This window comes from Hydrogenophilus thiooxidans, from assembly GCF_019049855.1.
GTDB classification, from domain to species: Bacteria; Pseudomonadota; Gammaproteobacteria; order Burkholderiales; family Rhodocyclaceae; genus Hydrogenophilus; species Hydrogenophilus thiooxidans.
Genome location: NZ_JAHLSY010000007.1, coordinates 24,866 through 38,001 on the forward strand (window position 1 = coordinate 24,866; position 13,136 = coordinate 38,001).

Here is a 13,136-nt window from a genome sequence, read left to right on the forward strand (position 1 = left end):
GAAAGGGGTGTGGAATGCCTCCCTTCGCTACGATGAACCGGCGCGCGTTCCTGCAGCGACTCGCCGCGCTCCTACCCGCTCATGCAGCGGTAGCGGTTGCGCAATCGCCTGTTCGCGCACCCCAGGCGGCAGCCGCAGAGCGGGTTGCGGTGGTTGCCGCGGCGTCCGACCTCAAGTATGCGCTCGAAGCAGTCGCCGAACAGTACGCGGCGCAGGGCAACCCAAAGCCGAAGCTGATTTTTGGCTCCTCCGGCAATTTCACGCGCCAAATTCAGCAGGGGGCGCCGTTTGATCTCTTTCTTTCTGCGGACGAGCGCTACATCGCCCAATTGGCCGCGGCGGGGCTCACCCGAGACGCGGGCGTCGTCTATGCGGTAGGCCGCATCGGAATCGCGGTGCCGCCCGGTTCTCCCGTGCAGGCCGACAGCGAGTTGGCCGATCTTCGCCGTGCGTTGGCCAAAGGGCGCGTCCACCGTTTTGCGATCGCCAATCCGGAGCACGCGCCCTACGGCAAGCGCGCGCAAGAGGCGCTGCAGTATGCGGGCCTATGGGAGACCATTCAGCCCTATCTGGTCTTTGGTGAAAACATCGCGCAAGCGATGCAGTTTGCCCTTTCGGGCGGCGCGCAAGGGGGAATCATCGCGCTCTCGTTGGCGAAAGCGCCGACGGTCGCACCCCGCTTGGGGGGCTTTGCCCTCATTCCTGAATCGTGGCACACCCCGCTCGTTCAGCGCATGGCACTGCTGCGCGCAGCCCATCCCGAAGCGGAACGCTTCTACGCCTATTTGCAAGGAAACGACGCCCGTAAGATCCTAGCGCAATACGGTTTCGTGCTACCCTAACCCCTTCTCCTCTGGGGTGGCACCGCGCATGGAGTGGGACGCATTGTGGCTCTCGTGCCAGTTGGCTGCTGCGACGTTGGCGCTTCTCATGCCTTTCGGCGTCTGGGCGGGACGCACGCTCGCTTACCACACTTTCCGCGGCAAAGCGGTGATCGAAGGCCTGGTGCTCCTGCCCCTTGTGCTCCCCCCCACCGTGCTCGGCTTCTACCTGCTCGTTGCGCTGGGCGGGGCCTCTCCTATCGGCGCGTGGCTGCATGAGACGTTCGGCGTCACGCTGGTGTTCAACTTTGCCGGCCTGTTGCTCGCGTCGCTCCTATTCAACCTCCCATTCGTAATCCCACCGGTGCAGCGGGCGTTCGAAGCGATCGATCCGCGGCTACGCGATGCAGCGCGCGTGATGGGATTACCCCGCTACCGCATCTTTTGGCAGGTAGAACTGCCGCTTACTTGGCGCGCGCTCGTTGCCGCAGCGGTGCTCACCTTCGTCCATACTTTGGGCGAATTCGGCGTGGTGTTGATGGTCGGGGGCAACATTCCCGGCGAGACCCGTACGATCGCGATCGCGATCTACGACCGCGTCCAAGCCTTCGATCTTGCGGCGGCGAACCAGATGGCGCTGGTGTTGTTGCTCGTGTCGCTCGCGGCGGTCGTCTCCACGTTTACCCTCAGCGCTCGCACGGCCTCGCCCCCCCACAAGGAGTGACGGGATGACGCTGACTGCGCCAGAGACGCTGACGGTTGCCGTCGATCAATGCGAACCGATCCCGCTTAGGGGGCGCTTGACCGTTGCAGCGGGGCAATTGGTGGCGCTGGTCGGCCCGTCGGGCGCAGGCAAAAGCTCGCTGCTGCGCATCATCGCCGGTTTGGTACGGCCGCAGCAGGGGGTGGTGACGCTGGGCGCCACTTGCTGGCTCGATACCGATCGCCGGATTTGCGTTCCTCCGCAAGCGCGGCACGTGGGGATGCTCTTTCAGCACTACGCGCTGATGCCCCACTGTAGCGCAGAAGCGAACGTCGCGTTGGCGCTGTGGCGACTGCCGCGGCGCGAACGGCGCGAGCAGGCGCGCCTCTGGCTTACCCGGGTTGGTCTTCCCGAACCGCTGTGGGGTCGCCTGCCCAGCGCCCTTTCGGGAGGCGAACAGCAACGCGTTGCGCTGGCGCGGGCGCTAGCCACCCACCCCAAGGTGCTGCTTTTGGACGAACCCTTCTCTGCGGTCGACGCTTTGCGGCGCACCGAACTCTACGCGCTCCTAGCGGCTTTGCGGCAGGAACTGACGATACCGATCGTGATGGTCACCCATGACCTCATGGAAGCGCGCCTTTTGGCCGACGAAATCGCGGTGATCGACCGTGGGGAACTCTTGCAACAGGGGCCAACCGAGCACCTCTACCGCAGCCCGCGCAACGCCCGCGTTGCGGCGATCCTGGGGATCGAGAACCGCTTCGCTGGCCGTTGGCTGGGTCCCGATCCGCATCGGCCCGGTTGGGGACGGCTCGAATGGCGCGCCCACTCAGAAAGCGACGACGCGCCCGTGATCGCCGTTCTTCCTGCGCGGGACAAAGGGCGCATCCCGGTTGGGCAAGCGGTTCACTGGGTGGTGCAAAACGACGCACTGACGCTGCGCGCTGCCGACGCGCCACCGTGCACGGGTAGCCCCGTACGGCTTGCGGTGACGGTCACAGCGGTTCGCAGCTCCGGCGATTTTTCCCGCGTCGAGGTAGCGCTCACCGCGTTTCCACCCCTGCGCTGGCACATCACCCTCACCGGTCGCGAACGCCACTGCTTCTCGGCTGGGGAACCGGCCTTTTTGTGCCTCGACCCCAGTTGGATCCACGTGATGCCGATTCGGCGGCGGTAGTGCTGCCAAGTATCAACGGGATAGTGCCCGTAACGCGACCCGAGCGGTTTTAGTCAATAATGTCGATATTGATTCTCAATTGCATTTTTCACTGGCTGCCCCTATACTCCATACAACCGGCAAGGATCCATGAGGAGCTTTCGATGTCCCGCTTTCGTCAAATCATCGCACCCCACCGTCAACTGGCCGCGAAAACCCTCTCCTACTTCACGATGCACATCACCGTTGCGGCGTTGGTTGCCTACGCGGTCACCGGCAGTTGGCAGGCGGCGCTTGCGCTTTCGCTCATCGAACCGATGGTGCAAAGCGTTGCGTACTTCCTTCACGAGCGTTTTTGGGCAGCGCGCGCCAATCGTACGGCAGACGCCCTGTCAATTCGACGCCAACACCCCCAACCAGAAGGTGAGGGTTACCGCAGAAACCACGGTGGTGAGCGAGATCAGCCGCGCCACGCCGGGCCCGTCGCCGCCCATCCGTGACGCGAGGATATAGGCAGAGCTGGCCGACGGCAGCGCGGCAAAAAGCACCAAGATGGCAAACGGAAGCGGTGGCAGCCCCAACCACCGCCCGAGCAGCCAAGCCAACGCTGGGCTCACCACCAGTTTGATCGCCGCAACGAGGCCACCCGAGCGCATGAGGTCGCGCGACGGGGTAAGCGCTGCCCCCACGGCCAAGAGGCCGATCGCCACCGCCGCGGCAGCCAGGCGCGCCAACAACGCATCGACCGGCTGCGGCACCACGCCGCCTGCTGCGTGAAAAAGAAGTCCTGCCAACGTCGCGAGCACGAGCGGGTTGGCGACAAGGTGGCGAAGCCCCCCTGGTGCCCGCCGCGCCATACTGCCTACGGCAAGGACGTTTGCGAGCGGCACCAGCGCGCCGCACAGCACCCCCATCCACGCCAGGCCCGTTGCCCCATAAGCCTGTTGCGCCACTGCCATGCCGATATAGGTATTGAAGCGGTAGGCGCACTGGGCGCGCGACGCCACCGCAAGCGGTTCGTCGCCAACCCATCGGCCAAGCGCGAAAACGAGGACGAACCCCGCGCCCATCACCGCGGCGCCGCTTGCGATCAACGCGAGCGCATCGTGCAACGCGAATGGGGCGTTTGCAAGCGAGCGAAAAAGCAGCGCGGGAAAAAGCACGAAATAGACGAGCCGTTCCACGCCCACCCAGAAACGGTCGTCAGTCAGGAGCACCCGCTTGAGGAGCGCCCCAAGCGCAATGCAGGCAAAATCGGGGAAGATGAGGGTCAGCGCATCCATGGGGTCACCGTTGGGAGGGGTTGGGTGGTTGGGAAGGGTTGCGGTGCGTTTGGAGTACGTTCGTTTTCGTGCTATAGTCGAGGTTCAATTGCGTCGCAGTCAGATGATTCCTTTTCGCGCCCGTTGGGCGCGTCACGCTTCTGGGACTGTCGCCGCAGTCCCGTCGTAGGCTCCGCGCGTAAGCGGTAGCATCCGCATTGTACTTGGCTCGTTGCCAGCGACGGTTCATGCCCAGATGGGTATTTTTTATCTTGAATCGAAAGGAACGTTCATGGCAACGACACCCTTGTCTTCCGAAACAACCCTCACGCACCCCGCAACCGCTTTCGCCGATTTGGGGCTCCCGCCTTCGATTTTGGCAGCTTTGGCCAAAACCGGCTATACCGAACCGACGACGGTCCAGCGCGAGGCAATTCCCGCGGTGCTCGCCAACGAAGATCTGCTGGTTTCGTCCCAAACGGGGAGCGGCAAAACCGCGGCGTTTGCGCTGCCGCTGCTTGCCCGACTGGCCACGCCGCGCCCCGATCCGCACACCCGTGGAGCGCGTGTGCTGGTGCTCACCCCAACCCGCGAACTGGCGCAGCAGGTGGAAAAGGGGTTCCGCACGTACGGAAGTGGGCTTCGCCGCTTGAAGACCGTAACGTTGGTGGGCGGGATGCCCTTCGGTCCGCAACGCAGAGCGCTTGCGGGCTACGTCGATGTGATCGTTGCCACCCCCGGGCGGCTCAAAGACCACCTCAACCAAGGCACGCTCGCGCTCGACGCGGTGGAGACGCTGGTGCTGGACGAAGCCGACCGCATGCTCGACATGGGGTTCATCGACGACATTCGCGAGATTGTCGCGAACACGCCAGCGAACCGCCAGACGCTCCTCTTTTCGGCGACGCTCGACGGGGTGGTTGGGCAACTCGCCCGTTCGATCACCCGCAACGCGCGTCGAATCGAGGTGGCGCGTACCCCAGAGGCGGCGCCGAAGATCGAGGAGCGGGTCCACTATTTCGATAACGAAGCGCACAAAAACGAGCTCCTTGCGCACCTGTTGAACGACGCGACGTTGCAGCAAGCGGTGATCTTCACCGCGACCAAACGCGGCGCCGAAGCGCTCGCCGATCGCCTCCAGGGGGCGGGGTTACGGGCCGCGGCGCTTCATGGCGACATGTCGCAGCGAGCCCGTAGCCGCGTGGTCGAGCAGTTGCGGCGTGGCGCGGTCCAGGTGCTGGTTGCGACCGACGTCGCGGCGCGGGGGCTCGATATTGCGGGCATTTCCCATGTGATCAATTTCGACCCCCCCAAACAGTTCGAAGACTATGTTCATCGGATCGGCCGCACCGGTCGTGCGGGGCGCGAAGGGGTGGCGATTACCTTCGTCCACCCCAACGAGTCGCGTCTGATCCAAGGGATCAGCCGCTTCCTGGGACGGACGCTTCCGGAAGCGACGATTGCCGGTCTGGAGCCGCGCATTCCGCGCGCTGCCGGGGGTGAGCGCCGCTCAGGGAAGGGATTCGGCCGTAACGAGCGGCGCGCCCCTAGCAAAGCAGAACGCCTTGCTTCCCCGGCTGCCAAACCCTACGCAAAAGCGGCGCCAAGCGGCTGGGAACGGGGCCGAGCCCGAAGCTGGGAGAAGCCGGAAGGGGCACACCGCCCCCGCCGCGCGTGGGACGCGCCCGCGTATGACCGCTGGGACGACGATGCGCCGCGCCCACGACGGACGCTTTCGGTCAAGAAGTAACGCACGGTAAGGGAGCGCACGCTCCCTTTTTCCCGCGTAGGTTTTTTCTTACGAGCGGGATGCGAATTCCACCGCACGCTCACGTTTCGCGAAGCGGTCGAGCACGCCGTTGACGAACTTGTACCCTTCGTCTGCGCCGTAGCGTTTCGCCAGCTCGATCGCCTCGTCGATGATCACCCGATGGTTGGTTTCCGGATGGCCGGCAAACTCTGCCGCGGCGATCAACAGGATCGCGTGCTCGATGGGGTCGAGGTCGGTGATCGCGCGGCGCGAGAAAGGCGCCAGTTTGGCGCGAAACGCATCGGCATGGCGAATTGCGGTGCGGAGCAGCTCCAGCATCAGCAGATGGTCGGTGTGGGGAAAATCCGCCTCTTCGGCAAGTTGCTGTTCGATCGCGGCCAGGTCGTGTCCGGTGAGCAGCCACTGGTAGACCCCTTTGAGCGCGAGCTCGCGCGCAAGCCGCCGCCGCGAGCGCGATTTGTCGAGGGGCGTGGAGCGCTCGGCCGCGCTCACTGCGCACCTCCTTGCCGGGCCAACGCGCGCAGGTGGTTCGCCATCTCCACCGCCACTTGCGCACAGTCACGCCCTTTGCCGTGCATGCGCACTTCGGCCTCTTCGTCGGTGTTGGTGGTGAGCACCCCGTTGGCGATCGGGACACCGGTCTCGAGCTGTACGCGGGTGATCCCAGCCGCCATCTCGTTCGCGACGATCTCGAAATGGTAGGTCTCTCCCCGAATCACCGCACCCAGCGCAATGAGCGCGTCGAAGCGGCCAGAACGCGCCATCTTTTGGAGGATGAGCGGCAGTTCGAGCGCGCCGGGGACGGTGACGATCGCGACCGCATCGGGGGAGACGCCCAAACGGCGCAATTCCGCGACGCACGCCGAAAGCAGGCCATCGCCCACTTCCTGGTTGAAGCGCGCGAGCGCAATGCCAACGCGCACACCGCGGCCGTCGAGGTTCGGTTCGTATTCGTAAATGTCGTCGTATCGTGCCATGGTCACCCCTCTTCTTCGAAACCCACCACCTCCAGCCCGAAACCGGTCAGGTTCGGGAAACGCATCGGGTGCGACATGAGGCGCATCTTGCCGACCCCCAGCGAACGGAGGATCTGCGCCCCGACGCCGAGGAAACGGGGGTCCCAGGCGCGGCGGCGCACCCGCTGTTCGGTGAAGTTTTCCAAGAGCTCTTCGCCGCTCTGCGCGCGGTAGAGCATCACCGCGACACCAGCAGGGTGCAGGGCGATCCGCTCCAACGCCTGCGGCAGCGTCACGCTGTGCCCGGCGTAGCCCGGGTCGAGAAAGTCGAGGATCGAAACCGGTTCATGCACCCGCACGAGCGTCTCTTGGTCGGCGGTGATCGGCCCTTTCCATGCGGCGAAGTGCACGTCGCCGGTGGTGGTGTCGCGAAACGCGGTGAGGGTGAGTGCCCCCCACGGGGTCGCGATCGCCTTTTCCGCCATCCGTTCGACCAGCGTTTCGGTGCGCAGCCGGTATTCGATGAGGTCGCGGATCGCGCCGATCTTGAGCCCGTGTTGCGCTGCGAACCGCTTGAGCTGCGGCAGGCGCGCCATCGTGCCGTCTTCGTCGAGGATTTCGCAGATCACCGCTGCCGGTTCGAACCCGGCAAGCGCCGCGAGGTCGCAACCGGCTTCGGTGTGACCGGCGCGAATGAGCACCCCCCCTTTGCGCGCCATCAGTGGAAAGACGTGGCCCGGCTGCACCAGGTCGGAAGGTTTCGCGTTGCGCGCTACCGCGGTGCGGATGGTATGGGCGCGGTCGTACGCCGAAATGCCGGTGGTCACCCCCTGCGCCGCTTCGATCGAGACGGTAAAGGCCGTGCCATAGGGGGTGCCGTTTGCTTCGGCCATGAGCCGCAACCCCAACTGCGCACACCGCTCCGGCGTGAGCGTGAGGCAGATCAACCCGCGACCGTACTTCGCCATGAAGTTGATCGCTTCCGGCGTGACACATTCGGCGGCCATCACCAGGTCGCCTTCGTTTTCGCGGTCCTCGTCGTCGACGAGGATCACCATCCGGCCCGCTCGGATCTCGGCGATGATTTCGGGCACCGAGGCGAGCGCGACGGTGTCGCTCACGTCGTTCATGGCCCATCTCCCCCCAGCACATCCGCTCCAGGCAGCGATTCGGGCGTCTGCGCAAAATGGCGGGCGTAGAAATGGCGGGCGTAGGCAAGGAGCCGCTCGCCGTAGCGCGCGATCGGGTCGACTTCGAGGTTCACGCGCACACCTTGAGTCAAGCGGTCGAAATTGGTCATCGCGACCGTGTGTGGGATGAGGTTCACGGTGAACAGGCAACTGCCGTCGGCTGAGTCTTCGACCGCATTGACGGTGAGGCTCACGCCATCCACCGCAATCGACCCTTTGCGGGCAACAAACGGCGCCACCTGCGGCGGCGCGCGAAACTGCACCCGCGTGCTTTCGCCAACCGGCGTCACCGCGACCACTTCGCCCACCGCGTCGACGTGGCCGGTAACCCAGTGGCCGCCCAAAGGATCGCCGACTTTGAGCGCTTTTTCAAGGTTCACGCGGCTACCCACCTCGCTTAGCCCGGTGGTGCAGGAGAGTGTTTCGCCGGAGACGTCGTACTCCAGGCACGGCTTACCCGCAACCGTGCGTCGCCCGACCACGGTCAGGCATACCCCGTTGTGCGCGACGCTGTCGCCGATTCGCACGTCGGAGAAATCGAGCGCGCCCACATCGACGGCGATCCGCACCCCATCAGCTAGCGGCATCACCGCCGCAATGCGTCCCACCCCGATCACGATTCCCGTAAACATCCTGATCTTCCTTTGCGTTCCGGGTCGGATTGTAGCAAGGAGTCCGCGCAAAAACCGCGCCGCGCGGTAAAGCCAGGTAGAATCACCATTGACGCGCTATACCACAATGGGTGCGCATAAGCACGACGGCAAACTCAGTAAAGGAGCAGACGATGGCACGACGCATTCCCAATCCCGACGCAAACGGACTCTTTCGCGAAGAGACGATCTCCGACCCGAAAGTGGGGGCGATCCGACGCATGATCCCAGTGACCGCCGACGGGTTGCCCGATCCCAGCCGAGATGAGAAGTTTTTGGGTGAGCTCACCGTGATGACGCCGATGGGGGCGCTGCCGCTCACCTTCGAAATTCCGGCGAAAAGCCTCGCCGATGCGGTTGCAGGGTTCGCCGACGCCGCCGAAAAGCAGCTCGAGCGGATGCAGGACGAGTTGCGGCGCCTCGAGCTCGAACAGTCGTCGCTCTTGGCCAAACAGGCGCTCGTTGGTGGCGGATTGGGTGGCCCCGGTGGCGCAGGGGGACCAGGCGGTTTGGGGGGCGGTCGCGCTGGCGGGGGCAGCGGCCTCATTCTGCCCTGATCACGCCGCAAAGACCGGTGCGAACCCCCCGCCGAGCGTGCGGAAATTGGTCGTCTGCCCTGCGTAGAGACGCGCGGCAAAAAGGAGCACTTCGCCCGCGTAGACGTAGGCGCGCAGGTCGAATTTGAACGGCTTGGTCGCGCCACCCGTTTCCGCTTCCGGCACCGCTCGTACCGCAGGGGCCGCGTAGGCCTGCGCGACATAGGAGCCGGGCAGGATCACCGTCTCCCAAACGCGGCGCGTCAGTTTGTCGCCGCGGTACGCCGCTTTGCTGCCGTAGCCGGCCACCGGTTTGAAAAAGAAGGCGCGCCGTTCGGCCCAGAGTGTCGCGGCATTTTCGGGGGTCACCAACAGGGTGGCAGGCACGTGCGCCAAAAGGAGCGCCCGCGTTTCGCCGTCGACGCCGAGCGCCTGCAGCGCGGCGTCGTCAGAAAGCGTGATCAGCCGCCGCTTGTCGGCCAGAAGCGCGTGGGCGCGCGGGTGCGGCGTCACCACCGCCGCGTCGCCAAGGTACGCGTCCCGCACCGCCGCGTGCGCCGGGGCTTCGAGCGCGAAGTCGGTCAAGCGGTTATAGACGAGGTCGATCGCAATACGCGCCCCCATAGTGTCGCGCAGCCACAGCCGCCCGTCGGAGTAGGTGAGTGCGGTGGGGTCCGCGATCGCGACGCGGTACCCCGCTTCGGTGAGCAACGCGCAAAAAAGGAGAAACTCGGGGTAGAGGTACTGTTCTCCGGGATCGTCGTCGACGATCGCGATCGTGGTAAGGGGCGCGTTTGCCCGGCAGCGCCGCCATTCGGTCTGAAACATCCGAAGGAGCGCGGCTTCAAGCGGCGGCTGCTTGGCTTCTGCGACGATTTTCGCTTCCAATTCCGGGCAGCAGGCGCGCTGCGCCGCCCGGATCATGGCGTTGATCATCGCGCCGCCGGCGTTGGTGTTGATCTCGATGAGCTGCGGCCCGCGCTCGGTAAGGTGAAAGTCGTACCCCATCAATACGCCGCGCGCAGGGGTATCGTGCTGCGCCGTCTCGGGTGCCGCGGCAAGCGCTGCCTCTTGCCACGCCGCGGTTTGCGCCAGATGATCGATCGCGGCGACCACCGCGCGAATCGTCGCCAGATCCGCCTCGGGCACGAGCAGCGCCACCGGCGCAACGAGGTGCGGGCGCTCGGCAAAGCGCGCCGGCAGTTGGGCAAGCATCGGATCGTCGGCTGCCCATGCGTCGAGGGCTTGCGCAAGCCGTGCGCGATCGAGCGAATGGCAGGTACAGGTGTGGTGCATCTTACAGCCAACCGTTTTTGGCCAACCACCAAACGAGCACGAGCGACGCCACCCACCCAGCGACGAACGCGGCGCGACGCACCCGCTGAGTGCGTTTGGCTTTTGCGGCGCGCCGCGCGGCGATCTTCGCTTGCCGGCGCGCCGTTTCCCGTGCCAGGAGCTCTTGGTGCACCAGTCGCGGCAGTTGCGGCAGCCATTTCGCCCAATGGGGCGCCTCCTCGCGCAGCGCTTTGGGCAACGCCCGCCAACCCACCTGCTCGCTCATCCACCGTTCGAGAAAGGGTTTTGCGGTCTGCCACAGGTCGAGATCCGGGTCGAGCTGCCGCCCCAACCCCTCGATGTTCAAGAGCGTCTTTTGCAGCAACACCAGTTGCGGCTGCACCTCGACTTCGAACCGCCGCGCAGTCTGGAAGAGCCGCAACAGGGTCTTGCCAAACGAGATCTCTTTGAGCGGCCGGTCGAAGATCGGCTCACAGACGGCGCGAATCGCTCCTTCGAACTCTTCCACCCGCACGTACGGCGGCGCCCACCCCGCTTCGATGTGCGCCAGCGCCACCCGGCGGTAGTCGCGCTGGAAAAAGGCGAGAAAATTGACCGCGAGGTAGTTTTTGTCTTCGTCGGAGAGCGTCCCCATGATGCCGAAATCGAGCGCGATGTAACGCCCGTCGGGGGCTACCAGGATATTGCCCGGATGCATGTCGGCGTGGAAAAAGCCGTCGCGAAAAACCTGCGTGAAGAAGATCTCGACCCCCGCGGCGGAGAGCCGTTTGAGGTCGATCCCCTGCGCCCGCAACGCGTCGATCCGCGAAATCGGCGTGCCGTGCATCCGCTCCATTACCATCACCTGGCTGCCGCAGTAGTCCCAATAGACCTCAGGCACGATGAGGAGCTTAGCATCACGGAAATTGCGCCGCAATTGCGAACAGTTCGCCGCTTCTCGCATCAGGTCGAGCTCGTCTTCGAGCGATTTCGCGAACTCCGCGACCACTTCGCGCGGCCGCAGCCGCTCCCCTTCCGACCAGAGGGTTTCGAGCAGCCACGCAGCGGCGTCCATGAGCGCCACGTCGTGTTCGATCACCTGACGAATCCCCGGACGCAGGATCTTCACCGCCGCTTCGCGCCCGTCGAAGAGCTGCGCGAAGTGGACCTGCGCTACCGACGCGCTCGCCACCGGTTCGGGATCGAACGCCGCGAACACTTCGGTCACGGGGCGGCCAAAATGGTGTTCGAGAATTGCGAGCGCCGTTTCGCTTGAAAACGGGGGGACGCGATCTTGGAGCTTTGCCAATTCGTCGGCGATGTCCGGCGGGATGAGATCGCGGCGCGTGGAGAGCATCTGCCCGAACTTGACGAAGATCGGGCCAAGGGATTCGAGCGCCACCCGCAGCCGCACGCCGCGTGGGGTCGCATCGTGCCGCCAGAAGAAGAGGCGGCGCCACCATCGGGACAACCGTCCAGACGGGTCGGCCGCGCAGACGATCTCGTCAAGCCGGTAGCGGTAGCCGATCCAAACGATGCGAATGAGGCGCAACAGGCGCATGACAGAGGGGATCGCAAAAGAATCCGCGCATTGTACCGCCTTGCCCGCTCTTTCCGTAAGCGGCAACCGGAAAGGGGCTAAGACCTTTTTTCGCTTCGCACCGCTCCCCCCATGAGCACCGCCCACCCCCGGGTGCTTGGGTGGCTCTCGAGCGCCAATTTCGCGATCATCGTCAGCGGAATCGAGAGAAACGCGCCCACAGTGCCCAGCAACCAACCCCACAAAAGGAGCGAGACCAGCACCACCAAGGGCGATAACCCCAATGCTTGCCCCATCCAGCGTGGCTCGATGACGTTGCCCAATACGACGTTGATCGCAAGGTACCCCGCCGCAACCACCGCCGCGTCGACTGGGCCATACTGCAACAGCGCCAAGACGACCGCAGGCAGCGCAGCAAGGATCGAACCGATCGTCGGGATGAAATTCAAGAGCCCCGCCATTACGCCGAAAAAGAGCGCGAAATCGACCCCACGCCACACCAACAACACCCACACCAATAGCCCAGTTGCTGCGCTCACGCTGGTTTTGATCACCAGATAGCGGTTCACCGCCGCCAAGAAGCGGCGCAGCCGCACCTGCGCCCGCCGCTCGCGCGGAAACGCCGCGGCAAATCGGGCCGTAAGCGTTGGCACCTCGAGCAGCAAAAAGACGTACGCCAAGAGCACCAACGCGAAATTGGCCGTCACCTGACCGGTTGCCGCGGCAAGCGTCCGCGCCCCTTGCGCGATCACCGCAAGCGACGGGGTCGGCAACTCCGCCAGGAGCGACTCCCACGGCGCGCCGCGCGCCGCAAGCCACGCCTGCACCCCACTGAAGAAGGACAACCACTTGCTCTGGTACTCCGGGCCATTCGCCGCCAGTTGTCGCGCGGTGAGTTCGATGACGGTAAAGAGCTGAAACACCGCAAACCCCACAACGACAAAGAGCAGCACGATCCCCACCCCCCAAGGCACTTTGCGGCGATGGAGCCAAACAAGCGGCGGCACCGAGATCATCGCAAGAAAGACCGCGACCAAGAGCGGCGCCAGCCAACTCGCCACCGCCTGCACCCCGGCGCCGATCACGACGAGCGCCGCCATGACGAAGAGTGACACCGGGAGTTGCCCCGTGTGCTGCCGCTGCGATTCGCGTTCCTGCGCCACGTTCCCTCCGCTTCGTTCGCGTTCAGGTTCTTTTTGCGCTCGATCGCGCCATGGGCCGTCGCGAACGCACCTCGCCCGAGGTGCTATTTCGGGCAGATGGGGTGCGCGCGCTC

The 13,136-nt window shown here is 64.9% G+C and carries 14 protein-coding genes; 6 read left to right on the forward strand and 8 right to left on the reverse strand.

Features of this window, described 5'->3' with window-relative positions; all coding sequences use genetic code 11:
* Window positions 1–14: 14 nt before the first annotated feature.
* From modA to KUL93_RS04915, 4 genes are all read left to right on the forward strand, one after another.
* Window positions 15–842, forward strand: coding sequence for a molybdate ABC transporter substrate-binding protein (gene modA, locus KUL93_RS04900; RefSeq protein WP_217125974.1), 828 nt, complete (start codon window positions 15–17; stop codon window positions 840–842).
* Window positions 843–870: 28 nt separating this feature from the next.
* Window positions 871–1,545, forward strand: coding sequence for a molybdate ABC transporter permease subunit (modB, locus tag KUL93_RS04905; RefSeq protein WP_217125975.1), 675 nt, complete (start codon window positions 871–873; stop codon window positions 1,543–1,545).
* Window positions 1,546–1,549: 4 nt separating this feature from the next.
* Window positions 1,550–2,701 (forward strand): ABC transporter ATP-binding protein, encoded by a 1,152-nt coding sequence (locus KUL93_RS04910; RefSeq protein ID WP_217125976.1) that lies wholly within the window; start codon window positions 1,550–1,552, stop codon window positions 2,699–2,701.
* 143 nt (window positions 2,702–2,844) lie between these two features.
* Window positions 2,845–3,180, forward strand: coding sequence for a DUF2061 domain-containing protein (locus tag KUL93_RS04915; RefSeq protein ID WP_217125977.1), 336 nt, complete (start codon window positions 2,845–2,847; stop codon window positions 3,178–3,180).
* Here the strand turns inward: KUL93_RS04915 and KUL93_RS04920 are convergent.
* Complete coding sequence (locus KUL93_RS04920; protein WP_217125978.1) at window positions 3,073–3,963, reverse strand: AEC family transporter; 891 nt, start codon at window positions 3,961–3,963, stop codon at window positions 3,073–3,075. The genes KUL93_RS04915 and KUL93_RS04920 overlap by 108 nt on opposite strands.
* A 271-nt stretch (window positions 3,964–4,234) precedes the next feature.
* Here KUL93_RS04920 and KUL93_RS04925 point away from each other — a divergent pair, with 271 nt between their 5' ends.
* Entirely contained in the window at window positions 4,235–5,692 is a 1,458-nt protein-coding gene (locus KUL93_RS04925) for a DEAD/DEAH box helicase (RefSeq protein WP_217125979.1), read from the forward strand.
* A 48-nt stretch (window positions 5,693–5,740) separates the two neighbouring features.
* On the opposite strand, the gene nusB is transcribed toward KUL93_RS04925, so the two are convergent.
* Genes nusB through KUL93_RS04945 form a run of 4 tightly spaced genes read right to left on the reverse strand, consistent with a single transcriptional unit; the run spans window position 5,741 to window position 8,491 of the window.
* Window positions 5,741–6,205, reverse strand: a complete 465-nt coding sequence (gene nusB / locus KUL93_RS04930; RefSeq protein ID WP_217125980.1) for a transcription antitermination factor NusB — start codon at window positions 6,203–6,205, stop codon at window positions 5,741–5,743.
* Window positions 6,202–6,690, reverse strand: coding sequence for a 6,7-dimethyl-8-ribityllumazine synthase (ribH, locus tag KUL93_RS04935; RefSeq protein WP_217125981.1), 489 nt, complete (start codon window positions 6,688–6,690; stop codon window positions 6,202–6,204). The genes nusB and ribH overlap by 4 nt, the downstream gene beginning before the upstream one ends.
* A 2-nt stretch (window positions 6,691–6,692) precedes the next feature.
* Window positions 6,693–7,799, reverse strand: coding sequence for a bifunctional 3,4-dihydroxy-2-butanone-4-phosphate synthase/GTP cyclohydrolase II (gene ribBA / locus KUL93_RS04940; protein ID WP_217125982.1), 1,107 nt, complete (start codon window positions 7,797–7,799; stop codon window positions 6,693–6,695).
* The gene (locus tag KUL93_RS04945; RefSeq protein WP_217125983.1) at window positions 7,796–8,491 is read right to left on the reverse strand and encodes a riboflavin synthase; all 696 of its coding nucleotides are present in this window, start codon (window positions 8,489–8,491) and stop codon (window positions 7,796–7,798) included. Before KUL93_RS04945 ends, ribBA begins: the two co-directional genes overlap by 4 nt.
* A gap of 152 nt (window positions 8,492–8,643) precedes the next feature.
* Between KUL93_RS04945 and KUL93_RS04950 the strand changes: the two genes are divergently transcribed.
* Window positions 8,644–9,066: a hypothetical protein gene (locus tag KUL93_RS04950; RefSeq protein ID WP_217125984.1), complete on the forward strand. Its 423-nt coding sequence runs from the start codon at window positions 8,644–8,646 to the stop codon at window positions 9,064–9,066.
* Here KUL93_RS04950 and KUL93_RS04955 read toward each other — a convergent pair whose 3' ends face one another.
* The 3 genes from KUL93_RS04955 to KUL93_RS04965 form a co-directional block, all read right to left on the reverse strand.
* On the reverse strand, window positions 9,067–10,341 hold the full coding sequence (locus tag KUL93_RS04955) for a hypothetical protein (RefSeq protein WP_217125985.1): 1,275 nt from the start codon (window positions 10,339–10,341) through the stop codon (window positions 9,067–9,069). It abuts the gene before it with no gap.
* A 1-nt stretch (window position 10,342) separates the two neighbouring features.
* Window positions 10,343–11,881 (reverse strand): ubiquinone biosynthesis regulatory protein kinase UbiB, encoded by a 1,539-nt coding sequence (gene ubiB / locus KUL93_RS04960; protein ID WP_217125986.1) that lies wholly within the window; start codon window positions 11,879–11,881, stop codon window positions 10,343–10,345.
* 77 nt (window positions 11,882–11,958) lie between these two features.
* Complete coding sequence (locus tag KUL93_RS04965) at window positions 11,959–13,023, reverse strand: AI-2E family transporter (RefSeq protein ID WP_217125987.1); 1,065 nt, start codon at window positions 13,021–13,023, stop codon at window positions 11,959–11,961.
* Window positions 13,024–13,136 lie beyond the last annotated feature (113 nt).

Excerpts from the sequence above, each read along its gene's own strand:
- KUL93_RS04945 (WP_217125983.1), bottom strand. The coding sequence starts at position 8,491 with ATGTTTACGGGAATCGTGATCGGGGTGGGACGCATTGCGGCGGTGATG.
- modB (WP_217125975.1), top strand. The coding sequence starts at position 871 with ATGGAGTGGGACGCATTGTGGCTCTCGTGCCAGTTGGCTGCTGCGACG.
- KUL93_RS04950 (WP_217125984.1), top strand. The coding sequence starts at position 8,644 with ATGGCACGACGCATTCCCAATCCCGACGCAAACGGACTCTTTCGCGAA.
- KUL93_RS04955 (WP_217125985.1), bottom strand. The coding sequence starts at position 10,341 with ATGCACCACACCTGTACCTGCCATTCGCTCGATCGCGCACGGCTTGCG.
- modA (WP_217125974.1), top strand. The coding sequence starts at position 15 with ATGCCTCCCTTCGCTACGATGAACCGGCGCGCGTTCCTGCAGCGACTC.
- ribH (WP_217125981.1), bottom strand. The coding sequence starts at position 6,690 with ATGGCACGATACGACGACATTTACGAATACGAACCGAACCTCGACGGC.
- KUL93_RS04910 (WP_217125976.1), top strand. The coding sequence starts at position 1,550 with ATGACGCTGACTGCGCCAGAGACGCTGACGGTTGCCGTCGATCAATGC.
- KUL93_RS04915 (WP_217125977.1), top strand. The coding sequence starts at position 2,845 with ATGTCCCGCTTTCGTCAAATCATCGCACCCCACCGTCAACTGGCCGCG.
- KUL93_RS04925 (WP_217125979.1), top strand. The coding sequence starts at position 4,235 with ATGGCAACGACACCCTTGTCTTCCGAAACAACCCTCACGCACCCCGCA.
- ribBA (WP_217125982.1), bottom strand. The coding sequence starts at position 7,799 with ATGAACGACGTGAGCGACACCGTCGCGCTCGCCTCGGTGCCCGAAATC.
- KUL93_RS04920 (WP_217125978.1), bottom strand. The coding sequence starts at position 3,963 with ATGGATGCGCTGACCCTCATCTTCCCCGATTTTGCCTGCATTGCGCTT.
- ubiB (WP_217125986.1), bottom strand. The coding sequence starts at position 11,881 with ATGCGCCTGTTGCGCCTCATTCGCATCGTTTGGATCGGCTACCGCTAC.